The following is a 24,390-nucleotide window of genomic DNA, read 5'->3' on the forward strand; positions in this document are numbered from 1 at the left end:
GCGCGTGCCGCAACGACCGCGTCGACCCACCGGAGCGCAGGTCGTGCCCCGTCCGCCTGCAGATGTGCTGCCGGCCGTGGACAGGGAGACCAGCTTTGCAGTACAAAGTTACTGACAGAGTAAACCAGTTGGCACCGGAGGGCACCGTGCAGGACCGTGCGAGAACCGACGTCGACGACCAGCCGCCGCGCTCACCGGCCGACGCGCTCGCGATCATCGAACGCGAGCAGGCCCGGCAGATCCTCTTCTATCTGATCTGGGGCGCCGCCTGGGCGGTCATCGGGCTGTCCTGGTTCGCGAGCGGGACCGGCGCGGTCACCGCGACCACCGCGGGCGTCCTCACGGGGCTGGCCATCGTCGGTGGGTCGGTGGGCAGCGGCGTGGTCGGCGCCCGGATGGGCCGCGGCGTCACCGGGCCGAGCCGGGTGCACGGCGCCCTCTACGGCTGGGTCTGGCCGGTGGCGATGGTCGGCGTCGTCGCGCTGGTGATCGGCCTCGGCCGGCTCGGGGCGCCGGTCGGCTACGCCATGCCCGCGCTGTTCGTGTTCGTGACCGGTGGGCTGTTCGCGGTCGGGGCGGCGGTCTGGCGCAACGTCCCCGACTACGCCCTCGGACTCGGCCTGCTGGTGCTCGGGGCGGCGCTGCCGTTCGTGCCCGCGCCGTGGCACGCGCTGGTGCTGGCCGTCGTCGGTGGGGGCGCCCTGGTCGCCACCGGGCTGTGGACGCGGGCGCGGGCGGCCCGGTGACCGAGCTCGACCCCGTCATCCACGCCCAGGCACGGCTGCGGGTCACCGCCACCCTCGCCGCCCTCGACGACGGCGACCGCATGACCTTCCCGCGCCTGCAGGAGCTGCTCGGCATGACCGCGGGCAACCTGTCCACCCACCTGCGCAAGCTGGAGGACGCGGGCTACGTCGCGATCACCAAGACCCACCAGCGGCGCACCCCGGTGACCTTCGTCGAGCTGACGAGAACCGGTCGGCGGGCGTTCGAGGACTACACGGCCGCGCTGCGGGCGCTCCTCGACCCGGCCACCGACCCGTCGGAGGTGCCCTCGTGACCGCACCGGTGGAGCTGCGCGGAGTGACCCGCCGCTACGGCGACACCGTCGCCCTCGACGACGTCGACCTCGTCCTGGAGCCCGGCAGCCTCACCGGCCTGCTCGGCCCGAACGGCGCGGGCAAGTCGACACTGGTCAACCTCGTGTCCGGGCTGCGTCGACCGGACACCGGCACGGTGCGGCTGTTCGGCGGGGACCCGCGCGACGCGGCGAACCGGGTCGCGCTGGGCACCACCCCGCAGCAGATCGGGCTGCCGGACACACTGCGCGTCGGGGAGATCGTCCGCTTCGTCGGCGCCCACTTCCCCGACCCGGTCGGGGCCGGGGAGCTGCTGGAGCGCTTCGGCCTCGACGGGCTGGAACGACGCCAGGCGGGCGGGCTGTCCGGTGGGCAGAAGCGCCGCCTCGCGCTGGCACTCGCGTTCATCGGCCGGGCTCGGCTGGTGCTGCTCGACGAGCCGACGACCGGCCTGGACGTCGAGGGCCGACGCGCCTTGTGGGACACCGTGCGCGCGTTCCACGCCGGCGGCGGGACGGTCCTGCTGACCACCCACTACCTGGACGAGATCGAGTCGCTGGCGGAGCGGGTCGTCGTGCTGGCCGGCGGACGGATCCGCGCCGACGGTGACGTCGACACGGTCCGCAGCGCCGTCCGGGGCGGCCGCGTCGCGTTCCGGATCGCGGCGAGGCCCGGCTCGTCGGCGGGGTGCGCCCCGGGCACCGCCGCGGTGCCGGACGACCTGCCCGGCGTGGACCGCGCCGAGGTCGACGGCGACCGCGTCGTGCTGCACACCGCCGACGCCGACGAGCTCGTCCGCGCCCTGGTCCGCCACGACGTCCCGTTCACAGACCTCGCCGTGTCCCGGGCCTCGCTGGAGGACGCGTTCTTGACCCTGACCGGGGGCCCGTCGTGAGCATCGCCGCAGCGCACGCCCGCTACCTGATCCTGGAGCAGCTGCGGATCCCCGTCGCGGTGCTGTCCACCGCGCTGTTCCCGGCCCTGACCCTGTGCTTCTTCGTGTTGCCGTTCGACTGGGGCGACGACCCGGCCACAGCGACCCGCGCCATCGCCCAGCTCGCACTGTTCGGCGTGCTCAGCGGGTTCCTGTTCACCTTCGGCGTGGGCGTGGCCGACGACCGCGAGAAGCCGTGGGACCCGTACCTGCGGACGCTGCCGGCGCCGCCGTCGGCCCGGGTCCTCGGGCGACTCGCGGTCGGGGCGCTGTTCGCGCTGCTCGGGATGCTGCCGGTGGTCGTGCTGGGGGCACTGCTCACGCCGGCGTACGTGGAACCGGCGCGGCTGCCGTTCGCGTTCGTGACGCTCCTGGTGGCCGGGCTGCCGTTCCTGCTCGGCGGGCTCGCGATCGGCTACTCGCTGCCGACCAAGGCCGCGCTGCCGGTGACCCAGCTGGCGTTCTTCCCGATGGCCTTCGGCGGCGGGCTGCTGCTGCCGCCGGAGCTGTTCCCCGGCTGGCTGGCCCGCGCGACCGAGGTGCTGCCCACCCGCGGGGCCCGGGACCTGCTGCTCTGGTCGCTCGGCGGGCCGGTCCCGAGCAGCCTGGCGCTGGGCGCGTTCGCGGTGTGGACGGTCGGGCTGGCGCTGCTGGTGGGCTGGGCGTACCGCCGCGACGAGGGGCGCCGCTTCCGATGAGCCCGGCGCTCAGAAGTGGCGGCCGGCGAAGGTGTAGCGGGTCCGCACCGACACCGACCCCGCTGCCGTGCGGCCGTACACCCGGAAGTGCGGACGGCCGTGGACCGCGCGGCTGGGCAGCTTCGAGCGGACCGAGCCGTACTGGGAGACGAGGCCGTCGACGTCGGCGGTGGCGTTCTCCGGGACGAGCAGCCGGGCCGAGCCGGCGCCGAGCTCCAGCTCGATCTCGACGACGGGCAGGGGCAGCCGCGCGTCGCAGAAGTCCAGCAGCACCGCACCGAGGGAGGTCTGCACCCGCAGCCGGGCCGGGACCACCCAGTCGCCACGGCGCTTGACCCCGCCGACGCCACCGCGCAGCACCGTCGGCGGACCGACGGGGGTGGCGAGGACGTCCGCGGACAGGTTCAGCGGGTCACCGGGCAGGTCGGACAGCACCGGCACGAGGTCGGAGCCGAACCGGGCTCCGTAGACGACCGACAGCCGCTCCTGCAGCTCGTCGACCGAGATGCGGCCCTCGGCCATCGCGCGGTTGAGCCGCTCCGCGACGCGTTCGCGGTCGGCGTCGGAGATCCTGATCTCGTGGCTCCCCGGACCGGTCACCCGTCCAGCCTAGATCGGTCAGCCGACCGGGGCCGTGCCGGGCAATCGGAACAGCCAGACCCCGCCGTCGAACCGGCCGGGGTCGCCGGTGACGCGCCGGGTCCAGGCCAGCGCACGGGCCTCGTCGCCGCCGGCGTACCCGGGGACGACGGCGACCGCGGTGATCCTCAGCTCGCGCAGCTCGCGGTGGGCGGCGGCGGTGTAGTCGTCGCTGGGGTCGTTCTTGCCGTCGGCGACCCACTGCGCGCCGATCTGGTAGCGGTTCCACCGGGACTGGATCGCGACGTCGTCCTCGGGGTCGGAGGCGATGAAGTAGCCGCCCCGGATCCGGAAAGCCGGGCCGGAGGCGGTCTGCCAGCGCAGGCCCTGCGCGCCGTCGTCCCAGGCGGCGGTGATCCGCGGGTAGATCTCGACCACGTCGGACGGTCCCAGCGGCGCCGCGCCGGCGGCGAAGAACTCCGGCACCGGGGCCGGCCGGACCTCCTGGGCGTCGGCCGGCAGCCAGGACACGACCGCCAGCCCGGTCAGCGCGACGGCGCCGACGGCGGACGCCGGGGTGCCGAGCGGCATCCGGTCCACCCAGAGCGCGACCACGACGGCGACGCAGAGCGCCGTCACCACCTGGATGCGGACCGGCTCGACCTCCGACAGCAGCGGGACCTCGGCGAACCCGAGCCAGGGCAGCAGGATCTCCGTGTACTCGCCCAGCAGCACCACGCTCGTGCCGAGCGAGGCGACCCAGGACAGGAGCCCCACCGCGGCGACGACCCGCAGCGTGGTCGACCGGACGACCAGCACGGCGACGACGACCAGCGCCAGCACGGCGAGCCCGACGTAACCACCCTGCTCGCCGATGTGGCCGCCGAGCTCGGTGTCGACGCCGTCGGGCGTCGCCCGGACGGCGGTCAGCCGGGTCGGGACCAGCAGGTTCGCCAGATCCGCCCCGGTGGCGTGCACGTTGCGGATCGCGCCGCGCGGCCGGCTCGGCCCGGCCAGCACCAGGTACAGCGGGTAGGCGCCCAGCACCACGAACACCCCGACGCAGGCGAGACCGGCCCGGACCAGCCCGGGCAGGTGCGCGCGGACCCGGCGCGGGAAGCGCAGCGCGAGCAGCACCGCGGTGACGACCAGGAAGATCACACCGATCGCGAGGGTCTGGGTGTAGAGGACGAGCTGCCCGACCAGCGCGAGCCCGGTCAGCGCCCCCACCCGCCACGGCCGGCGCAGCGGCCCGCGCGCGAACAGATGGTGCGCGAGGAGCAGGAGCAGCGGCGGCAGCACCGACCACGTGAGGTTCAGGTGCCCGGCGATCGCGTGCGCGAGGTGGAACGGGGAGAACGCGTACAGCGCACCGGCGATCCCGCGGGCGGCCCAGCCGCGGCCGGTCCGGCCCACGTACGGGCCGAGCGCGGCGACCAGGACCAGGCCGGAGACGACCGGACCGAGGACCAGGCCGACGTTGAACGCCGTCACCGATCCCGCGACCAGGGTCACCGGGGCGAGCGCGAGCGCCAGCAGCGGCACCGCGGTGTTCCACAGCGCGTTCAGCCCGTACGGCCAGTGCATCCAGTCGGTGACCAGCGGGTTCTCCCCGTGCGCCACGGCGTGCGGGAACCAGTGGATCCACCACGCGAACATGTCGGCGTCGGCGGTGACGTGCCCGATCAGCAGACCGCCCGGGTCGGCGAGCACCCGGCGCTGCAGCCACAGCGAGACCAGCAGGTAGCCGAGCGCGAGCAGCACGTACGGCACCGCCGTCGCACCCCGGCGCCGCGCCGGTGGCAGCGGGAGGCGGGCCTGCCGCTCGTCGAGCACCCGCCCAGGGTCGCACCCGTCGCCGTCGGTGCCCCTCGCTACCCTGGCGACGATGACGGACACGACCGTTCCCAGCAGCACCAGGACCGACGCCCCGGCGCGGCGGACCGCGTCCCTGCACGGCTGGGGACGGACCGCACCGACGACCGCCCAGCTCGTCACCCCGCGCGACGCCGAGGACGTGGCCGAGGCCGTCCGCACGGCGGGCGAGCGCGGCGTGATCGCCCGCGGGCTCGGCCGGTCCTACGGCGACCCGGCGCAGAACGCGGGCGGTGTCGTCCTCGACATGCCTGGTCTGAGCCGGATCCACGCCATCGACCCGGACTCCGGCGTCGCGGACGTGGACGCGGGCGTCAGCCTGGACCAGCTCATGCGCGCCGCGCTGCCGCTCGGGCTGTGGGTCCCGGTGCTGCCGGGCACCCGCCAGGTCACCATCGGCGGCGCGATCGGCGCCGACGTGCACGGCAAGAACCACCACACCAAGGGCAGCTTCGGCAACCACGTCGAGTGGCTGCAGCTGGTGACCGCGGACGGCTCGGTCCGCGAGCTGACCCCGTCCGGACCGGACTCCGCGCTGTTCTGGGCGACCGTCGGCGGGATGGGCCTGACCGGCGTCATCGTGCGGGCGAAGGTCCGCCTGCACCGGACCGAGTCGGCGTACTTCGTGGTCGACACCGACCGCACCGACGACCTCGACGGTCTGCTGGAGCTGCTCACCGACGGCTCCGACGACACCTACGGCTACTCCGCCGCCTGGTTCGACACCACCGCGACCGGGGCCCGGATGGGCCGCTCGGTGCTGACCCGTGGCTCGCTCGCGACCGTCGACCAGCTCCCCGCGAAGCTGCGGTCCGAGCCGCTGAAGTTCGCCGCGCCGCAGCTGCTGACCTTCCCCGACGTCTTCCCGAACGGGCTGGCCAACAAGCTGTCGCTGACCGCGTTCTCCGAGCTGTGGTTCCGTAAGGCCCCGAAGCGCCAGCGCGGCTCGGTGCAGAACATCACCGCCTTCTACCAGGTGCTCGACGTGTTCGGGGACTGGAACCGGGTCTACGGCTCGAAGGGCTTCCTGCAGTACCAGTTCGTCGTCCCGATGGGGGCGGAGACCGAGCTGCGCCGCATCCTCGAGAAGATCGCGGCGTCGCCGCACAAGTCCGGGCTGAACGTGTTCAAGCGCTTCGGCGCGGGCAACGACGCACCGCTGTCGTTCCCGACCAAGGGCTGGACGATCACCGTCGACTTCCCGATCGCGAACGGGCTGTCCCGGTTCTGCACGGAGCTCGACGAGATGGTGCTGGCCGCAGGCGGGCGGCTGTACCTGGCGAAGGAGTCGCGCACGTCGCCGGAGGCCTTCGCCGCCGGCTACCCGCGGTTCGCCGAGTGGAAGGCGATCCGCGACGGTGTCGACCCGGCCGGCGTCTTCGCCTCCGACATGTCCCGCCGCCTCGCACTGACCCTCTGACGTCCGGAGCCAGCACCATCATGATCGACGCAGTCGGCAACCCGCAGAGCATCCTGCTCCTCGGCGGCACCTCCGAGATCGGCCTGGCCACCGTGCGCGCGTTCGCCGCGGACCGCCCGTTGCGGGTCGTGCTCGCGGCCCGCCCCGGCCCCCGGCTCGACGCCGCCCGCGCCGAGCTCGAGGCACTCGGGTGCGGCGTGGAGACCGTCGAGTTCGACGCCACGCGCATCGAGACCCACCCCGAGGTCGTGAAGAAGGCCTTCGCCGGCGGGGACATCGACGTCGCCGTCGTGGCGTTCGGGCTGCTCGGCGACAACGAGAAGGCCTGGACCGACGTCGGCCACGCCGTCGAGCTCGCGCAGGTCAACTACACTGCGACCGTCTCCACCGGGGTCGCGCTGGCCGAGCGCTTCCGCGAGCAGGGCCACGGCGCGCTCGTCGCGATCTCCTCGGTCGCCGGGGAGCGGGCCCGCCGCTCGAACTTCGTCTACGGCTCCACCAAGGCCGGGATGGACGCGTTCTACACCGGGCTCACCGAGGCGCTGCGCGAGTTCGGCGTGACGGTCACGATCGTCCGGCCCGGCTTCGTGCACTCGAAGATGACCGAGGGGCTCGACGCCGCACCGCTCGCCACGACACCGCAGGCCGTCGCCGACGTGATCGTCGACGCGGTGCGGACGGGCAAGGAGCTGGTCTGGGCACCGGCGCCGATGCGCTTCGTGATGAGCGCCCTGCGCCACGTGCCCCGGCCGCTGTTCCGCAGGCTCCCGATCTGATCCGCGAGGCGGCCTACCAGCCGTCGACGTGTAGGACGGTGTCGAGCGGCTGGCGCTTCGCGGGCCTGAACGTGTCACCGGTGTAGTACGCGACCGGCAGCAGGACGCCCTGCAGCACGTCGTCCGGGATGCCCAGGAGCCCGGCGATCTCCTTCTCGTACTGCAGGTGCAGGGTCGTCCAGGCGCTGCCCAGGCCGCGGGCGCGCAGGGCGAGCTGCAGGCTCCACGCCGCCGGCAGCAGCGAGCCCCACATCCCGGCCTGGTTCGCGGCCGGCAGCTCGGCCTTCGCGTTCATCGCGGCGATGATCAGCACCGGGACCTCGCCCATCCGGTCCGCGAGGTACTGCGCGCTGTCGGCCACCCGGAGCTGGGTGGCGTCGCGGTCGGCGTCACCGCTGGAGCGGGTGGTCGGGTACTGCGAGGAGTTCCGGTAGGCGGTGAACGCCGTGCGGTAGTACTCGCCGACCGCCCTGCGCTTCTCGGGGTCGGTGAGCACCAGCCAGTGCCAGCCCTGCTGGTTGGAGCCGCTGGGGGCCTGCAGCGCGACCTCCAGGCTGTCCCGGACCACCTCCAGCGGGACGGGGCGCTCCAGGTCCAGGCGCCTGCGGACCGATCGGGTGGTGGTGAGCAGCTCGTCGGGCCCGAGGGGCAGCACATCGCTCATGCCCCGCACGCTACGGTGCCGGCGGCCTCCTCGCGATGATCACCGCGCGCTCCCCCGATCCGGCCTCGCAGGTGAGCCGCCCCGCGGACCGTTGCGCGCGGGTCGCGGCCAGCCGCGGGTCGGCCCAGGTGGGGATGCCGCCGTAGGGGCCGCGGGTCAGCCCGTCGGAGCCCTCGCGGACGATCTCGAACCCGGCGGCGACGAGGATCTCCCGGATCCGCAGGTGCCCGCGCGGGACCCGGGGCGGCACCCAGCGGGCGCCGGCGAGCTCGCGGCCCCGGCCCTCGGCGTCCGCGGCGACGACGAGCGCGTACCCGCCCGGTTCGAGCGCCCGGAACCAGCCGTCCGGGCCGAGGTCGCCGGCCGGCCTGACGCCCGGGAGCCGGTCGAGCACCTCCACCGCGGTCAGGGACGCGACCGGGCCCGGCAGGGCGTCGATGCTCAGGTGCACCGGGCACCCCGGCGCGCCCAGGCGCATCGCCTCGGCCTCGGCCTCGGCCTCGGAGCCGGCCAGCCCCGAGACGGGGCCGAGCCGGGCCAGGCCGGCGAGCAGGGCCCCACCGGCGCCCGCGACGTCCAGGTAGGGGCCGCCCCCCAGGTGGTGGCGGGCCAGGCGCAGGTACCACTGCAGCGCGGCCCGCTCCGGCGGGACGGCACCGGCGGGCTCGGGAAGGTCGGCGAGGGGCGGGGTCGTGGGGATCATCGGTCCATCACGTCGGTGGGCGGGGCCCGTCCTGGGTCGCGACGGGCGGTCCCCCCATTGTCACCGACGCGGTGCCCGCCCCCCGCGGGCACCGGCGTCGCGGCCGGCCGCGACGCGGTCCGTCGGTCTCCGCGCCCTCCCCCGCGGCGGCAACCCGCCGATGACGGCGGCCGGCGGGGACGACCGTGCCCCCGGACCACGGTCGTGGTCCGGGGGCACGCCCGGTTCCCCGCTCCCCAGCGGTGTCTCAGGCCCCGTGCGCCGGCTTGTTCCGGCGACGACGGGCGGCGGCCGCACCCGAGGCGGCGACGATCGGTGTGGCGGCGCTGGCGTGGGCGTCGTCGCGCCGCCGCCCGGCCCGGCCGCAGTTCTCGGCGCCGGACCGGGTGCCGGGCAGGGCCGACGCGGAGCGGATCGCCCGCGGCGCGGGGACGACACCGCGGTCGTCGGCGAGGTCGCGGGCCGCGAGGTGCAGCGACCGCAGCCGCTCCATCCGGTCGACGCCGGACGTGGCACCGGTCCCCTCCAGGACCGGGGTGAACAGGTCACCGCCGGCACCGTCGCTGCGCGTCCGGGAGACGGCGACGAGGTCGGCCGCCACGTCGCTGCGTCCCGCACCGTCGAAGTCGGCGGCGCGGGCCGCGGCCAGACGCTCCAGCACCCACCGGGCCGAACCGGCCGGGGCCGGGACCGCGGTCTCGGCCGCCGCGGGGATGTCGGCGGGGTCCGCCTCGGGGCGGCGCGGCGACCGGGTGGGTGCCGCGGGCGCCGGCACGACGACCGGGTCGGCCGGGGCGGGCTCGGACGCCGGCGCGGTCGGCTCGGGCTCCGCGACCGGCGCGACCGGGGCCGCGATCGGCACGGCCGGTGCGGGCGGGGCCGCGATCGGTGCGGGCGGGGCCGCGACGGGCCGGACGACCGGCATGGCGGCGGTCCGGGCGTCGTCGGCCGGGGTCTGCTCCGATGCCGTGGTGGGCGTCCAGCCCGAGGTCGTGGCGACGGCGGGGCCCGCAGGCCGCCGGGGCACCACCGGCAGTGACTCGGTCACCGGCAGCACGTCACCGGCAGGCTCGGCGCCGGCCACCGGCCGGGGAGCGGGCCGCGGAGCCGTCCGCCGGGCCGGCACCGCCGGGGCGGGAGCGGCGGCCGGGGCGGGAGCGGCGGCCGGGGCGGCGGACACGACCGGGAGCACCGAGGTCACCGGCTCGTCGGCGACCACCGGCAGGACGGAGGTCTCCGGGTCACGGCGCGCCTCGTCGTTGTCCACGAACCGCCGGGGCGCCGGGACCGGGTCGGGGGTGACGACCGCCTCGACCGCCTCGGGGGCGGGCCGGGTCCGGCCCCGCATCCACCGGCGCGCGGGACGTTCGACGAGCGAGTACAGCAGGTGTGCCACGGGCAGAGTCCCCACGAAGACGGTGAGCGCGATCAGGTGCCCGGTCTCCCCGCCGCGGGGGAGGACACCGGAGTCGCTCAGGAACCAGAAGATCTCGAACATCGGGATGTGGACCAGGTAGAGGGCGTAGGAGATCCGCCCTCCGTGCACCACCGGGCCACGGGTCAGCAGGTGGTGCACCGGTCCGCGGTCGGCGAGCGCGAGGGCCCCGACCAGGACCGGGAAGGTGACGACGGCCAGGCCGTGCAGCCCGCCGCCGGCCACGGACCCCGCCAGCAGCACGAACGGCACCGTGGCGACGGTGAACGTCGCCGTCGCCGAGGCCGCGGAGCGGGTCCGTTCGGTGTCGCGCAGCCGCCGCACGGCCAGCATCGCCAGGACACCGGCGGAGAACCCGCCGAGGATCCGGACCAGCCAGCTGTACGGGTAGTAGGGCGACCCGACCACGAGGAACGCGGCCGCCATCGGCGCGGTGCACAGCAGCGACCCCGCCGCCAGCACCGCGAACGGGAGGTTGCGGAGCCGGAAGAAGCCGAGCGCCAGCAGCGGGAACAGCAGGTAGGCCAGCCACTCGGCGCTGATCGACCATGTCGGCCCGACCCAGGACGCGCCGTCGAGGTACTGCTCGTCCCACATCTGGACGAGCAGCAGCTGCTCCAGCCACGCGCCGACGCCGAACGACGGCTGCACCGCCTGGTAGGCGACGTCGGTCGTCGACCCGAACACCAGCCGCGCCACGAGCCACGCACCGAAGAGGTGGAACACCACCGCGTAGGCGGGCCACATCCGCGCCGCGCGGGCCCGGACGAACCCGCCCGCCTCGCGCAGACGCAGCCGCGGACCGAGCTGATCCAGATAGGTCCAGGCGATGACGAAGCCGCTCAGGACGAAGAACAGGTCGACCCCGAGGGCACCCTGCGTGATCAGTGGCCCGAGCCAGCCGTTCACCGTCTCCACCCCCGCCATCGGGGTGAAGTGGAAGTGGAAGGCCACCACCCAGAGCGCGGCGACGATCCGCAGCCCGGTCAGCGCGAGCACCTCACCGCCGCCGGCGGATCCACATCGGACGGACGCGCCCACCTGTTCGGGGGCGGTGCCGCCGTCGGCGGACGCGACGGCGGCCGGGTCGTCGGCCGTCGTTCGCGAATCGGTGCAGATGCTCACACCGGGGCCAACGAGACGAGATCACCACCGTCACCGGTGACACCCGAACAGTGCCCGAATGTCGCAGCTGGTAACACGCAGTGATCAAAACGCGGAGTGACCGACCTGAAGACCCCGGGCGGGTGCACTACGCCGGACGGGTGGACGGTCCGGGGTCACGGGGGGATCACAGTTGATCACCGGGTGGCGTCTAGCCTCGGTCGTGTGCTGACCGCCGACACGGAGGCCGATCCCCGTCCGGGACCCGGCCCCACCGACCGCCGGTCGCGTCCGACCGACCGCCTCCTCGCCGCCGTGCTGGGCCTGTTGTCGGCGGTGCTGGCGCTGTCGATCCCGTTCCTGCCGGTCGTGCAGAACACCGCGACCGTCACCTGGCCGAACGCCACGACCGGGACCGCGCCGCTGAACGCCCCGCTGGTCGCCTACCGGCCGGAGAGCCTGACCGCGGTGGTCGGCTGCGACGCGATCCGCAGTCTCGACGACCGGTCCCCCGGCCGCGCGACCGTGCTGTCGACGACACCCGCCGGTGCCCCGGACGGCGACACGGTCGGGCTGCGCGTCGCCGTCGCCGACGGGGTGGTCACCCTCGACAACCGTGGCCAGCGGATCGCCACCGCGCCCCTCCCTCCCCCGGGCGCGCCGTGCACGCTCACCTTCACCTCGGACTTCGGTTCCACGACCGCGACGCTGGGCGGGACCACGCTCTACGAGTTCGCCGGCGACGGCCGTCCGCAGCTCACCGGGATCCACTCCGACCTCGACGCGGCACTCGACCCGATGGGCGGCACGAGCGTCCGGTTCGACACCGACAACCGCTACGACACCGACGCCTCGACGCTCAAGCTCGTCGCGGGCGCCGTCGCGATCGTCGCGCTGTTCGGGTCGCTGTTCTTCCTGCGCCGGACCGACGACGCCGACGCCCGGCGCGTCGTGCACGGCCGCCGGCTGGCGCGACGACTGCGCGGGCAGGACGACCTGCGCGACGCCGTGGTCGTCGGCGTGCTGGTCGTCTGGGCCCTGATCGGGTCGATGACCAGCGACGACGGCTACATCCTCGACATCTCCCGGGGCAACGACACCGCCGGCTACATCGGCAACTACCACCGTTGGTTCGACGTGCCCGAGGCGCCGTTCGGCTGGTTCTACCAGCTGTACTCGCTGTGGAGCGGGGTCTCGGAGTCGGTGCTGTGGCTACGGCTGCCGGCGCTGGCGATGGGCGTCGCGTCCTGGTTCCTGATCAGCCGGGCACTGCTGCCGCGCCTGGGCACCCGGGTCCGGCGCAGCCGCTCCGCGGGCTGGGCGGCGGCCGGGGTCTTCCTCTGCTTCTGGCTGCCGTTCAACAACGGGCTGCGCCCGGAGACCGTGGTCGTGATCGCGGCGCTGGTGTCGTTCGTGATGCTGGAGCGCGCGCTGGCCACCCGGCGACTGCTCCCGGTCGCCGGCGCGCTCGCCGCGGGGGCGGTCGCGGCGACGCCCACCGGCCTCATCGCGCTGGCCCCGTTCCTCGCCGCGGCCCGACCGCTGCTGCGGCTGTTCACCGAGCGGGTCCGCAGCACCGGCTGGGCGGCGACCTTCGGACCGCTGCTCGCGGCCGGGCTGATCGTGCTCACCGCCGTCTTCGGGGACCAGACCCTCGCCGCCGTCACCGAGGCCACCCGGGTCCGCCAGGACATCGGCCCGAACCTGCCCTGGTACCAGGAGCTGGCCCGCTACGACCTGCTGTTCAGCGACAGCCGCGACGGCTCGCTGCAGCGTCGCTTCCCGGTCCTGCTGCTGTGGCTGTGCATGATCGTGTCGACGATCGTGCTGCTGCGACGGGGCCGGATCCCGGGCGCCGCCCTCGGGTTCGCCCGGCGGCTGCTCACCAGTACCGCGCTGTCGTTCGCGGTGCTGGCCCTCACCCCGACGAAGTGGACGCACCACTTCGGCGCGTTCGCCGCACTCGCCTCGGGCGTCGCCGCGCTGGCCGCGCTCGCGACGAGCACCGGGGTGCTGCGCTCGCGGCGCAACCAGGCGCTGTTCCTCGCCGCGGTGCTCGCGGTGACCGGACTGGCCTTCCGCGGACCGAACACCTGGTGGTACGTCTCCAACTGGGGCGTCCCCTGGTTCGACAAGCCGGTGTCGGTCGGGGGGATCCAGGCGACCACCGTGCTGCTGGTCCTGGCGTTCGTGTCGCTCGTCGTCGCCGGGGTGGAGCACCTGCGCTCGACCTCCGGGGTGCCGCGCCCGGTGCGACGGACCCTCGGCCGACGGCACGGCCGCATCGGCACCGCCCGGCCGTCCGGCTCGGGTCGGCGCCGATCGCGGTGATCTGCGCGCTCATGGTCGTGTTCCAGGTCGCGTCGCTGGCCAAGGGCATGGAGAAGCAGGCGGGCTCCTACTCCCTGGGCGCCGACGTGCTCACCGACCCCACCGGGTCGCGCTGCGGGCTCGCCGGGCGCATCCAGGTCGAGACCGACCCGGCCGCGAACGTGCTCCCGGCCGCTCCGGAACCGGCCGGCGTCACCGATCCCGGCCCGCTGACCGAGGGATTCACCCCCGACGGCCTGCCCCCGACCGGGCCGGGCTCGCTGCGTGACAACACCGGCGACGGCGACGACCGGCCCGGCGTCACCGGCACCGGCCCGCTGGGCGGGCCGGTCGTGGGCAGCTGGTCGCCGGACCCGGAGAACGTCGGCGACTACCGCTCGGTGTGGCACGCGCTCCCCGCCGCGGCCCGGGACGGCGCCGCCCCGCTGGTGCTCGGCGTCGCCGGGACGATCGGCGGCGGCAACACCGTGACCCTGCAGTTCGCCCGCGACGGCGCGCTCGTCGACGAGATCGAGCCCGGTGGGGCCGTCAGCAGCACCTCGGACTACTCCGGCGGCGCCTCGGGTGGTCAGGCGTGGCGGGACCTGCGCGTCGACCTGGCGGGCCGGCCCGCCGCCGACGCCGACCGGGTGCGGGTGGTCGTGTCCGACCGCAGCATCGGCCCCGGGTCCTGGGTCGCCGTCGCACAGCCGCGGGTGCCGCAGCTGACCCCGCTGACCGCGATCGCCGCGGGCGGCACCGCCTACCTGGACTGGGCCACCTCGTTCGTGCACCCGTGCGTGACCCGCTTCGGCGTGCACCGGGGCATCGCCGACGTGCCGGTGTTCCGGATGCTCGCCGACCCGCAGCAGCGCACCGTCGCTGACGAGTGGGGCCGCAGCCGCTTCGGCGGACCGCAGGGCTGGCTGGTCCGGACCGCCGCCCAGCGCTACGCCCCGACCTACCTGCCCGGCGCGTGGGACTTCGACTGGGGCCAGGTCCGGCTCGTCGAGCCCTACGACCCGCGGGCCGTCCCGGCCCCGGTGCAGGAGGGCGACCGGACCCTGTGGGGATGGCAGCAGGTCGGGCAGGCCGGGGCCCCGGCCCCGGACCCGGCGCCGCTGCCGGGCTGAGCCCCCGGCAGACTCGTCGTGTCCGATCCGAGAAGTGAGGCGAAACGAGAGCCATGCTGGACACCGCCCGGCCCCTCCGCGGGGGCGAGCCCGCGCCCGCCGACGACCCTGCGGGCGGGACCCGCCCCGGACGGCTGGTCGTGCAGCGTGGCCCCTTCACCGGGCCGACGCACCTGGTGCCCGAGGACCTCTACGCCGAGGTCCTGCGTGGCGCCGCCCGCCGCGAACGGGACCTGATCGAGCTGGTCCCGGCCACCCACGTCACCACCAACACCTACTGGGGGCGGCTGCACGCCACCTACTGGCAGCGCTGGACCGCGGTCCCCGAGGTGCGGGTGACCCTGCGGGCCGCGGGCCGTGGGCGGGTGTGGCTGATGGCCTCGGACACGAACAAGGTCGCCCGCGCCGTCGCCACCACCGGCGTCGACGGCAGCGGTGTCCTCGAGCTGACCGGGGCGATCGACCGCTTCGTCGACGGCGGCGGGCTGTGGCTGGAGTTCGCGACCGACACCGGCACGCTGACCGTGTCCGACGTCGAGTGGACGGTCGCGGTGCCCCGCCCGCCGCGCCCCACCTCGATCACGATCTGCACCTACAACCGCGTCGAGGACTGCCTGAACACGCTGCAGGCGCTGCTCGACGACCCGGCCGCGCTGGCCCGCGTCGGATGCGTCCGGGTGGTCGACCAGGGCAGTGACCCGTTGGAGTCGCGCGACCGGTTCGCACCGCTGGCGGCCGCCTTCGGGGACCGGCTCGCCTACCAGCGCCAGCCCAACCTGGGCGGCGCCGGCGGGTTCACCCGCGGCCTGTACGAGGCGACCGCGGGCGATCCGGCCGACGACCACGACGTCCTGCTCATGGACGACGACGTGCTGCTCGACCCGGAGATCGTCGTGCGGCTGACCGGGTTCGCCGCCTGCACCACCGCACCGACGATCGTCGGCGGGCAGATGCTGAACCTGCTGCACCCGGGCCACGTCCACATCACCGCCGAGTACGCCGAGCCCGAGAAGCTGCGGGTCGGCAAGCCGGTGCCGGGCGCCCTGGAGGAGGGCTTCCTCCTCGGCCGCGACGAGCGGCTGCTGCCGATCGTGCAGGAGCAGCGGGTCGACACCGAGTACAACGGCTGGTGGTCCTGCCTGATCCCCGCGCCGGTGGTGCGGGCGATCGGCTACCCGCTGCCGCTGTTCTTCCAGTGGGACGACGTCGAGTTCGGCTACCGCGCCCGCGAGCGCGGCTTCGCCACCGTCTCGCTGCCCGGGGCCGGCGTGTGGCACGCCGACTTCGGCTGGAAGGACTGGGACGAGTGGCACCGCTACTTCAACCAGCGCAACGGCCTGATCACCGCGGCCCTGCGGACCGGCTTCGACCGCCGCACCGTGTCCTCGACCGTCGTCGAGCTGCTGGCCCAGTACCTGGTCGCGATGCAGTACGGGCTGGCGGCGACGCTGCTGACGGCGGTCGAGGACTTCCTGCGCGGCCCGTCGGTCCTCGACGACGGCTCCGCCTCCGCGGCGGCGGAGATCCGCCGGATCCGGGCGGCCTATCCCGAGACCACCGCCGTGCCGCTGGCCCAGGCCGGGCTGGACGTGCGCGAGTCGGTCGTGCACCTCGCCGGGGGCAAGCCGTCGAAGATCGTGCGGACCTGGGTGAAGCGTGCCCTGCTGCAGGCCACGGGCCGGGTGCCGTTCCGCTCCGGGATGGTCCCGGCCGGTGAGGCGCACTGGTGGCACGTGTCGTTGTTCGAGCGCGCGATCGTCACCGACATGGCCGAGAACGGCGTCCGGATCCGGACCCGCGACCACCAGCGGCTGCGCGAGCTCACCACCCGCGGGGTGCAGACGGTGCGCCGGCTCTGGAACGAGGGGCCGCAGGTCGCCCGGGACTGGAACGCCGCGGAGCAGCGGCTCACCTCGCGGGAGACGTGGGCCCGGCTCTACGACGCGGGCTGACCGGCCGCGGGAGCCACACCCCTCCGCGGTCGTCCACACCCGTTGCAACCGGTGTGGACGACCGGGAACGGGTGTGGACGCGCCTCAGCCGAGGAAGTCCCGTCCCGTGTAGTCCTTGTCGGCCAGGGTGGGCAGGCGTTCCCAGCCCCAGCGCCGCTGGCTGCCGACGGTGAGGTCGTAGCCGTCGGTCGGGTGCTCGTAGCGCACCCGCTCGACGTGCGCGGGCGCGAACATCGCGCGCCCGCCGGGCGGGTCGAGCCGCGCGGGCAGCTCGTCGAAGGTCGCGGTCCGGTCGATCCCGGCGAGCGTGCCGCCGTTCGCCGGGAAGAACGCGGTGGTCTCGGTCGCGCCCTCCAGGTCGTCCCCGGTGCGCAGCCGCCAGACCGGGGTCTGCGCGATGCCGTGGCGCACCACGATCTGGTCCTGGCAGGGCCACAGCACCGCCGAGGCCTGGTCGGCGAACACCGGGGCGTCGCCGAGCACCGCGCGGGCGGGCAGGTCGCGGGCGGGCCGCGGCGCACCGACGGCGAGCCAGGTGTCGGGGCCCTCGGTCCGGTCGTCGACGACGAGCCGGACCCGGTCCGCGGGCCCGGGCAGGGCGACGGCGACGTCCCGCCACCGCGCGACCTTCTCCCCCGGCAGCTCCACCTCGGCCGTACCCGCTCCGGTGACGACCTGCACCGTCGCACCGCCGCTCAGATCACCGGTCAGCGGCAGGAGCAGCCGTGTCGTCCCGGCCGGGACGGTGAACCAGCCGGCGTCGAGGGTGCCGGTGCCCGCGTCCTCGGTGTGCCAGACGGGGCCCGGGATCGTCGGGCGGTCCGGGGGCGGGCCCTCCCGCATCGCGCCGGTGAGCCGCGGTGGGTCGCTCGGGGGCACCGGCGGTGCCCCGTCGCCGACGGTGACCGACAGCGCGTCGGCCAGCCCGCAGCCGTCGCCGGTCAGCATGGCCAGGTTCATCGAGGCCACCGACGCACCGGGGGCCTGCTGCACCGGGGCGAGGGCGAACACGGCCAGCATCAGCGCCACCCCGCCCACGGCGGCGGTGCGCAGTACCGCCCGGTCCGGCCGGGGGGTACCGCTCCGCCGCCGGGCCCACCAGAGCGCGGCGGCGACCACGACCAGCCACACCAGCGGGCTGCGCAGGTACAGCGGCCCCAGGTGCGGAGCGAGGACCTGCTGGTGCACGGGGGCGTCGAGGACCGAGTGGTTGCCGAAGGGCTGGCCCCAGTCGGAGAACGGACGCCACAGGTTGGGGCCCGCGTAGACCACGGCGGCGACGACGGCGAGCAGCGCCGTCCCCACCGCGACGAGCCGGGCCGGGGCGCGGCGCGGCAGCGGTCCCCGGGCGAGCGCGATGCCGAGCAGCAGCGTCGCGGGGGCGGCGACGGCACCGAAGTGGTTGACCCACTTGGTCGGGCTGACCGCGACGGCGACCAGCCCCAGAGCGGTCGCCGCGAGTGCGAACCCCAGCGCCGAACCGAGCGGGCCGCCGGTGCCGCGCCGGGTCGCGAGGCGCACCGCGCCCAGCGCGACGACGGCGACGGTCAGCAGGACCGGCAGGCGGCGCCCCCAGGTGCCCTGGTCGTCGGGGCCCAGCAGGTTCGCGTAGTGGACGAACTCCGCGTACCACTGGTACTGGAAGTAGTACCAGCGGTGCACCGCGAACGACTCGCGCACGTCGGCGAGGGTCTGGTCGGCCAGCCCGAGCGGCACGATCACGCTCGCCGCGGCGAGCGCGACGGCGACCGTCGCGAGCCGGGTGGCCCACCGGGCGTGCACGAGGTGCCACCACACCGGTGGCAGCGCGAGCAGCAGCGGCATCGCGGCGACCAGCGCGGTGGGCGCGGTCGTCACGCCCACCACTGCGACGACCACGGCCGGTGCGAGCAGCCCGACCGCCCCGGTACGCCGGGCGGCGGCGACGAGCAGCAGCACCCCCGCGGCGGCCGCGGTCCCGGCGGGCTCCGGGCGCAGCGCGATGCCGTAGGGCAGGAACCAGGCCAGGTGGGCGACGGCGAGCGCGGCGACCACCCCGGGCCGGACGCCGACCCGACCCGCGAGCGCGGCGAGGGTGTACCGCAGCAGCACCCAGGTCAGCAGGCCCAGCACGACCGGCACCACGCGCAGCGGCCCGAGGCCCCAGCCGACCAGCGACCCCCACCACTGCAGCAGGTACTGGCTGGTCGTGAACGGTGCCTCGGTGACGTCGAACTGGTAGATCGCGTTGCCGATCGTCCCGGTCTGCGCACCCTGGCGGGCCATCAGCGCGTACCAGGAGTCGTCGATGTTGAGCGGCCCGAGCACCGCCCAGGCGCAGCTCACGACGAGCACGACGAGGTCGGCGACCCCCGGGCGGACCGGCGCGTCGAACACCCGGCGGGTGCCGGTCCAGGTCCGTACCGCGACGGCGAGGGTGGCGGCCAGGGCGAGCAGGTGCGCGACCAGCAGCGACACCTTCAGCGGCGACGGCGACGACGCGTAGCGCGCATCGGTGTGCAGGGTGACCGCGAGCCCGGCCGCGGCGGGCCCGGTGACGTCGGTGGCGAGCTCGGCGACCTGCGGCGGGGCTACGTCGAGGCGGTCGGCGAGGACCGCCCCGTCGCGGGCGAGGACGGTGCCGCCGTCCGCGGAGGTCACCTCGAAAACACAGCCCGACGCGGCGGGTGCGGTGGCGAGCACCCGGTCGCCGGTGCGCAGCGTGAGCGTCCCGCCGGACACGCTCGCGACGAAGCCCGGCGCGGTCACCGGGTTCTCCTGCGCGGCGGGCATCGTCCGCAGCACATCGCCCTCGCCGAGTGCGGCCGCCGCGGCGCACGGGACGGTCGCGGAGAACTCCAGCGGCCGGTACGGCGCGAGCGGCAGCACCGTGCTCGCCGGTGCCTGGCCGGCCCGGGGCCAGGTGACGACCGGGTCCTCGGCGTCGACCGGGGCGAGCGCGGCGGCGAGGCCGAGCAGGCAGGTGACGACGCCGAGCAGGAGCAGCAGCGGCCCCCGGCGGGCGGGGCTCACTCGAAGATCTGCTTCCAACCGTCCTTGCCGGTCAGCACGGGCGCCGCCGCCCGGTAACGGGCGCCCAGGCCCTCCCAGTCCGCGGCGACGGCGCGGTGCAGCCGGAACGACTCCGCGACCATCTCCTTGAACATCGCCGGGTCACGACGGCGGAAGGTGACCCCGCGGCCGTCCGGTGTGGACACCGTCGCGGAGTCCAGGCCGGCCAGCACGAACCACTGGGCGTTGCGCCACGGCACGTTGCGCTGCGGGCGCTCGCGCAGCGCCGGGTCCGGGGTGCGCAGGTTGCGCAGGACCCCGCGGGCGAGACCGACCGCGGCCTTCGCCCGGCCCACCGGGGGCTTCGGGAACAGCTGCGCGCCGAGCGCGTCGAGGTCGGCGAGCGGCACCTCGGTGGCGGACTCGAGCGGGCGGCCGTCGTCGTACTGCGCCCGCAGGGTCCGGATCTCGTCGAGCACCACGGGCAGCTTCGGGAACAGCGCCTCGGGCCCCGCCAGGAAGTCGGTGAAGCCCTTGATCTGCAGCGCGACCGCCGAGTACTCCATGAGCATCAGGTGACGCAGGGTGCGCTTGAAGGTCTCCTTCAGCATCGCGCGCGGGTCGTCGGGGCCGTGCAGGGCCGCAGCGACGAGCCGGTTGCGGTAGTGGAAGTAGGCCTGCCAGTCCGAGGAGTCGTCCTTCTCGATGAAGGACATGTGCCAGATCGCGACGCCCGGGACGGTCGCGGTGCGGAACCCGGCGGCGCGGGCGCGCAGGCCGTACTCGGCGTCGTCCCACTTGATGAACAGCGGCAACGGCAGGCCCAGCTGCTCCGCGGCGCGGCGCGGGATCAGGCACATCCACCAGGCGTTGTAGTCGACGTCGACGCGCCGGTGCAGCCAGCGGGTCTGGCGCAGGGTGCGGGCGGCGAGGTCGTGGTGGGCCTCGGTCTCCGGGGCGGGGCGCCACAGGAACTGGTTGCGGTCGACGACCTCGCCCATCGTGGACAGCTGCGAGCGCGCCTGCAGCGACAGCATCTGCCCGCCGACGAGCATCGGCTCGCGGGCGAACCGGCTGAACGCGACCGCGCGCAGCACCGACTCGGGCTCCAGCAGGATGTCGTCGTCCATGTAGAGGATCTGCTCGCAGTCGATCCCGCCCGCGTGCGGGCCGGTGCCGTGCAGGACCTCGTACATGATCCGGGCGTAGCCGCCGGAGCCGCCCAGGTTCGGCTGGTCGATGATCCGCAGCCGGTCACCGAGCGCGGCCGCGGCCTGCTCGTAGCCGGCCTCGTCGCGGACCTTGCGGGTGCCCTGGTCGGGCAGGATCACCGCGGTGATCGCGTCGCGGACCTGCGGGTCCTCGCCGAGCGCGGTGAGCGTGGCGACGCAGTCGGCCGGCCGGTTGAACGTCGGCATCCCGACGACGACCGCGGCCCGGCCGGGCGCGTCGTGCGGGGCGTGCCAGCCGCCGCCGTGCAGGGTGAGGTCGGCGTCGTCGGTGGACAGGTCGAACCAGTACCAGCCGCCGTCCTCGAAGGGGCGCAGGTCCAGCTCGAGGGTGACCCGGCGACGGCCCTCGACGACCTCGCCCGCGACGACGATCTGCGACCCGTCGGCCTTGGTCCGGTACACGTCGACGCGGCCCGAGCCCTCCAGGTCCAGCCGCAGCTCGATGCTGGTGAGCGTCGACCAGGCCCGCCAGTAGCCCGCGGCGAAGGCGTTGAAGTAGGCGCCGAAGGAGACCTCGGTGGCCGCGGGGACGGTGACGCCGGTGCGGTCGAGGATGCGGGTGCGACGGCCGCCGATGGTCGACACGGTCAGCGAGAGCGGACGCGCCCGCTCGTCGGCGAGCGGCTCGACCGGGGTGAGCGTGGTGCCGGGGCGCTCGTCGAGGTAGAGCGCGCGGACGGCGGTGGGGTCGGCGGGCCGGGGCAGGACCACCCGCTGCAGCAGCGTCTCGCCGCTGGTCGTGGCCGGGGTGGTGGGGAGGGACACCTGACCTCGCTGGTCCGTCGTGGTCATCGCAGGAGCTGCCTCTGTCGTCGCGGGGGGCGCTGAGGTCCCGGGCGGCGGCGCTGCCGGTCCGCCCGGGTCCGGGTGGAGTCGTGCGCGAGCGTAGCCGCGCACGGTGCGGGAGCCGGGAGGCGGGCGGGCGCGGCGGGTGAGCGGTGTGGAACGCCCGGTTCTCCGACCGTGCCGGACCGGCGACATGGACGAACCGGCCCTGCGCGCGGAGGCCGCAGCCGTGCTGCGCTCCCGCGGTGCGCGGTTCGGGTTCGTCCACGGCAGCCGGGCGGTGGGCGGCCGGGCGCGGGTGGCCCGGCTGCTCCGGTCGGTGGCGGCACGGCTCTGAGTCACCAGGCCGGGGCGAGGATCTCCCGCACGTCGTCCTCGGTCGGAGTCCGGGGCGCATTGGCCGTCACCGGGTCCACGACGGCGGCGGCCGCCAGCACCGGCAGCAGCTCCCGGTCCACGCCGAGATCGTGCAGCGGGCGCCGGACACCGATGCCCTCGACGAGCGCGGCCATCCCGGCCACGGCGTCGCCGGTCCCCAGCGCGGCTCCGGCCCGGGTGTACGCCTGCGCCGCGGCGTCGGCGCTCCAGCGCATGACCTGCTCGTTCACCGACGCGAGCGCGACCCCGTGCGGGGTGCCGGTGTGCGCGGTGACCGCGTGCGCGATGCCGTGGACGAGGCCGAGCCCGGACACGGTCAGCGCCTGGCCCGCCAGGTGCGCGCCGAGCAGCAGCCTGCCCCGTGCCTCCAGGTCGGCGCCGTCGTCGACGGCGACCGGCAGCCACCGGCCGACCAGCGCGACCGCCTGCGTGGCGGCGGCCTCGGAGACCGGGTTCGCGCCGCGGGAGGCCAGCGACTCGACGCCGTGGACGAGCGCGTCGAAGCCGGTCGCGGCGGTCGCGGCGGGCGGCAGGCCGACGGTGAGCTCCGGGTCCAGGACGGCGACGCGCGGCCGCACCGAGGCGTGTCCGAGGTAGATCTTGCGCCGGGCGCAGGTGTCCTCGACGACGCCGAACCCGTTGGTCTCCGCGCCCGTCCCGGCCGTGGTGGGGACCGCGACCAGCGGCAGCCCGGGGGTCGGGGAGGACCAGAGGTCGTCGGTGGCGCGGGCGCCGTGGTGGGTCGCGAGCAGCGCGATGCCCTTGGCCGCGTCGAGCACCGACCCACCACCGATCGCGACGACCACGCAGGAGCCGAACGCGCGCAGCGCCGTCGCGCCGTGCTCGACGGTCGTGGTCGACGGGTTGGGGCCGACGCCGTCGAACACCTCGGTCCACAGCCCGGCCGCGGTGAGGTCGGCGACGACCCGGTCGACGACACCGGTGGCGCGCAGACCGGCGTCGGTGACGACGAACACCGCCGCCCCGCCGAGCCCGTCGACCAGCGCGGGGACCCGCGCGACCGCCCCGGGACCGAACTCCAGGGCGCAGGTCGGCTCGACCGTGAACCCGCTCACCGGACCCGCCATCGTGCGATCGCCTCCTCGTCGAGGGTGCACCCGAGGCCGGGGGCGCCCGGGACCGCCAGCAGACCGTCGTCGCCGACGGTCAGGGGCTCCGCCAGCGGGAAGTCGCGACGCTGCGGCGTCCAGTCCGGCGGGTCGTAGGGGAACTCGAAGTACGGTCCGCCACCGACACCGGCGCTGACGTGCAGGTTCGCGAGCACGCCGATGCCGTTGGTCCAGCTGTGCGGGGTGAAGGCGCGGTGGCGCAGCAGGGCGAGCTCGGCGAGGGTGCGGACCCGGCTCATCCCGGCCGCGAGGACGACGTCGGGCTGGTGGACGTCGAGGACGTCGTCGTCGAGCAGGCGCAGCAGCTCGGGGAAGGAGCGCTGCATCTCCCCCGCCGCGATCCGCAGGCCGGGGTTGTCGGCGCGCAGGGTGCGCATCCCGTCGGCGTCGGCGTAGGGAAGCGGCTCCTCGACCCAGAACACGCCCAGGTCGGCGAGACGGCGCACGAGGCGCCGGGTCGCGGCGAGATCGGTCGCGGGGGCGACGTCGCCGGCCATCCGCCAGGCCTGGTTGAGGTCCACCATGATCGCGAAGTCGTCGCCGAGCGCCTCCCGCACGGCGGCGACCGCGCCGACCCCCTCCTCGACCCGGTCCCGGTCGATCCGGATCTTGACCGCGCGGAAGCCCTCCTCGGCCACCCGGTGCGCCACCTCGGCACGCTCGGCCGGCGGGCGCAGCACGCAGAACGACGCGTAGGCGGGCACCGCGTCGTACGTGCCGCCGAACAGGGTCGCGACGGGCAGGCCGGCGACCTTGCCCGCGAGGTCCCACAGCGCCGCCTCCAGCGGCCAGTAGTGGCCGCCGTGCAGCGCACAGGTCTCGATGACGCGGACGTGGCGGGCGATCGCCAGCGGGTCGGTCCCGACGAACAGGTGCCGGTAGGCGTCGAAGCCGTCCATCGTGTCGCCGGAGCCGATGCCGACGACACCGTCGTCGGTGTGGACGCGGACGATCGTCGCGTCGAACACGGTGCGGGGCTCGGGGTCCCAGGCGGCGCGCAGCGGCGGGTCCAGCGGGAGCCGCACCCGGTCCAGCGTGACGTCGGTGATCTTCATCGGGTCCGGGATCGTATCGGGAGCGTGGGTCCGGCCCGGGGCGCGATCGGGGGCGGTACGCCCCGAGCCGGTTGACCGAGGAATCTAGGAAGTCCCGCCGGCCGCGGCCAGGGGCCGCCGGGAATCGAGATCATGGTTGCGCTCAGGGCAACCGCG

The 24,390-nt window shown here is 75.2% G+C and carries 19 protein-coding genes; 10 read left to right on the forward strand and 9 right to left on the reverse strand.

The annotated features are described in order from the left end of the window. Positions 1–146: 146 nt before the first annotated feature. Genes KPF47_RS05490 through KPF47_RS05505 form a run of 4 tightly spaced genes read left to right on the forward strand, consistent with a single transcriptional unit; the run spans position 147 to position 2,711 of the window. Entirely contained in the window at positions 147–746 is a 600-nt protein-coding gene (locus KPF47_RS05490) for a hypothetical protein (RefSeq protein WP_224387449.1), read from the forward strand. Beyond that, positions 743–1,060 carry a transcriptional regulator gene (locus KPF47_RS05495; RefSeq protein ID WP_224387450.1) on the forward strand — a complete coding sequence of 106 codons (318 nt, stop codon included), beginning with the start codon at positions 743–745 and terminating at the stop codon, positions 1,058–1,060. The genes KPF47_RS05490 and KPF47_RS05495 overlap by 4 nt, the downstream gene beginning before the upstream one ends. Next, positions 1,057–1,974 (forward strand): ABC transporter ATP-binding protein, encoded by a 918-nt coding sequence (locus tag KPF47_RS05500; RefSeq protein WP_224387451.1) that lies wholly within the window; start codon positions 1,057–1,059, stop codon positions 1,972–1,974. The genes KPF47_RS05495 and KPF47_RS05500 overlap by 4 nt, the downstream gene beginning before the upstream one ends. Then, complete coding sequence (locus KPF47_RS05505; RefSeq protein WP_224387452.1) at positions 1,971–2,711, forward strand: ABC transporter permease; 741 nt, start codon at positions 1,971–1,973, stop codon at positions 2,709–2,711. The genes KPF47_RS05500 and KPF47_RS05505 overlap by 4 nt, the downstream gene beginning before the upstream one ends. A gap of 9 nt (positions 2,712–2,720) precedes the next feature. Here the strand turns inward: KPF47_RS05505 and KPF47_RS05510 are convergent, their stop codons facing one another. Both KPF47_RS05510 and KPF47_RS05515 read right to left on the reverse strand, forming a co-directional pair. Further along, positions 2,721–3,311, reverse strand: a complete 591-nt coding sequence (locus KPF47_RS05510) for a DUF1707 domain-containing protein (RefSeq protein WP_224387453.1) — start codon at positions 3,309–3,311, stop codon at positions 2,721–2,723. An 18-nt stretch (positions 3,312–3,329) separates the two neighbouring features. Further along, complete coding sequence (locus tag KPF47_RS05515; protein WP_224387454.1) at positions 3,330–5,126, reverse strand: hypothetical protein; 1,797 nt, start codon at positions 5,124–5,126, stop codon at positions 3,330–3,332. A gap of 52 nt (positions 5,127–5,178) precedes the next feature. On the opposite strand from KPF47_RS05515, the gene KPF47_RS05520 reads away from it, so the two are divergent. Both KPF47_RS05520 and KPF47_RS05525 read left to right on the forward strand, forming a co-directional pair. Further along, the gene (locus tag KPF47_RS05520; RefSeq protein WP_224387455.1) at positions 5,179–6,585 is read left to right on the forward strand and encodes an FAD-binding oxidoreductase; all 1,407 of its coding nucleotides are present in this window, start codon (positions 5,179–5,181) and stop codon (positions 6,583–6,585) included. Between the two features lie 20 nt (positions 6,586–6,605). Further along, complete coding sequence (locus KPF47_RS05525; RefSeq protein WP_224387456.1) at positions 6,606–7,361, forward strand: decaprenylphospho-beta-D-erythro-pentofuranosid-2-ulose 2-reductase; 756 nt, start codon at positions 6,606–6,608, stop codon at positions 7,359–7,361. A 13-nt stretch (positions 7,362–7,374) separates the two neighbouring features. Here the strand turns inward: KPF47_RS05525 and KPF47_RS05530 are convergent, their stop codons facing one another. From KPF47_RS05530 to KPF47_RS05540, 3 genes are all read right to left on the reverse strand, one after another. Next, complete coding sequence (locus tag KPF47_RS05530) at positions 7,375–8,025, reverse strand: nitroreductase family protein (RefSeq protein WP_224387457.1); 651 nt, start codon at positions 8,023–8,025, stop codon at positions 7,375–7,377. A gap of 10 nt (positions 8,026–8,035) precedes the next feature. Further along, complete coding sequence (locus KPF47_RS05535; protein ID WP_224387458.1) at positions 8,036–8,728, reverse strand: hypothetical protein; 693 nt, start codon at positions 8,726–8,728, stop codon at positions 8,036–8,038. 247 nt (positions 8,729–8,975) lie between these two features. Beyond that, positions 8,976–11,162 (reverse strand): acyltransferase, encoded by a 2,187-nt coding sequence (locus KPF47_RS05540; RefSeq protein WP_224387459.1) that lies wholly within the window; start codon positions 11,160–11,162, stop codon positions 8,976–8,978. A gap of 330 nt (positions 11,163–11,492) precedes the next feature. On the opposite strand from KPF47_RS05540, the gene KPF47_RS05545 reads away from it, so the two are divergent. Genes KPF47_RS05545 through KPF47_RS05555 form a run of 3 tightly spaced genes read left to right on the forward strand, consistent with a single transcriptional unit; the run spans position 11,493 to position 16,662 of the window. Then, positions 11,493–13,598, forward strand: a complete 2,106-nt coding sequence (locus tag KPF47_RS05545; protein WP_224387460.1) for an arabinosyltransferase domain-containing protein — start codon at positions 11,493–11,495, stop codon at positions 13,596–13,598. An 11-nt stretch (positions 13,599–13,609) separates the two neighbouring features. After that, a complete protein-coding gene (locus KPF47_RS05550; protein WP_224387461.1) occupies positions 13,610–14,710 on the forward strand; it encodes an arabinosyltransferase C-terminal domain-containing protein in 1,101 nt (366 codons plus the stop codon). A 53-nt stretch (positions 14,711–14,763) separates the two neighbouring features. Beyond that, positions 14,764–16,662 carry a glycosyltransferase gene (locus tag KPF47_RS05555; RefSeq protein ID WP_224387462.1) on the forward strand — a complete coding sequence of 633 codons (1,899 nt, stop codon included), beginning with the start codon at positions 14,764–14,766 and terminating at the stop codon, positions 16,660–16,662. An 84-nt stretch (positions 16,663–16,746) separates the two neighbouring features. Here the strand turns inward: KPF47_RS05555 and KPF47_RS05560 are convergent, their stop codons facing one another. After that, a complete protein-coding gene (locus tag KPF47_RS05560) occupies positions 16,747–19,674 on the reverse strand; it encodes an arabinosyltransferase domain-containing protein (RefSeq protein WP_224387463.1) in 2,928 nt (975 codons plus the stop codon). Next, positions 19,671–21,677 (reverse strand): glycosyltransferase, encoded by a 2,007-nt coding sequence (locus tag KPF47_RS05565; RefSeq protein WP_224387464.1) that lies wholly within the window; start codon positions 21,675–21,677, stop codon positions 19,671–19,673. Before KPF47_RS05565 ends, KPF47_RS05560 begins: the two co-directional genes overlap by 4 nt. Before the next feature lie 187 nt (positions 21,678–21,864). Here KPF47_RS05565 and KPF47_RS05570 point away from each other — a divergent pair, with 187 nt between their 5' ends. After that, the gene (locus KPF47_RS05570) at positions 21,865–22,008 is read left to right on the forward strand and encodes a hypothetical protein (protein ID WP_020623732.1); all 144 of its coding nucleotides are present in this window, start codon (positions 21,865–21,867) and stop codon (positions 22,006–22,008) included. Between the two features lies 1 nt (position 22,009). Here the strand turns inward: KPF47_RS05570 and KPF47_RS05575 are convergent, their stop codons facing one another. Together KPF47_RS05575 and KPF47_RS05580 are read right to left on the reverse strand one after the other, a co-directional pair. Continuing rightward, complete coding sequence (locus KPF47_RS05575) at positions 22,010–23,137, reverse strand: iron-containing alcohol dehydrogenase family protein (RefSeq protein WP_224387465.1); 1,128 nt, start codon at positions 23,135–23,137, stop codon at positions 22,010–22,012. Further along, on the reverse strand, positions 23,122–24,234 hold the full coding sequence (locus tag KPF47_RS05580) for a mandelate racemase/muconate lactonizing enzyme family protein (protein WP_224387466.1): 1,113 nt from the start codon (positions 24,232–24,234) through the stop codon (positions 23,122–23,124). Before KPF47_RS05580 ends, KPF47_RS05575 begins: the two co-directional genes overlap by 16 nt. Between the last annotated feature and the right edge of the window lie 156 nt (positions 24,235–24,390).

This window comes from Pseudonocardia sp. ICBG1293 (assembly GCF_020131355.1).
Classification (GTDB): domain Bacteria; phylum Actinomycetota; class Actinomycetes; order Mycobacteriales; family Pseudonocardiaceae; genus Pseudonocardia.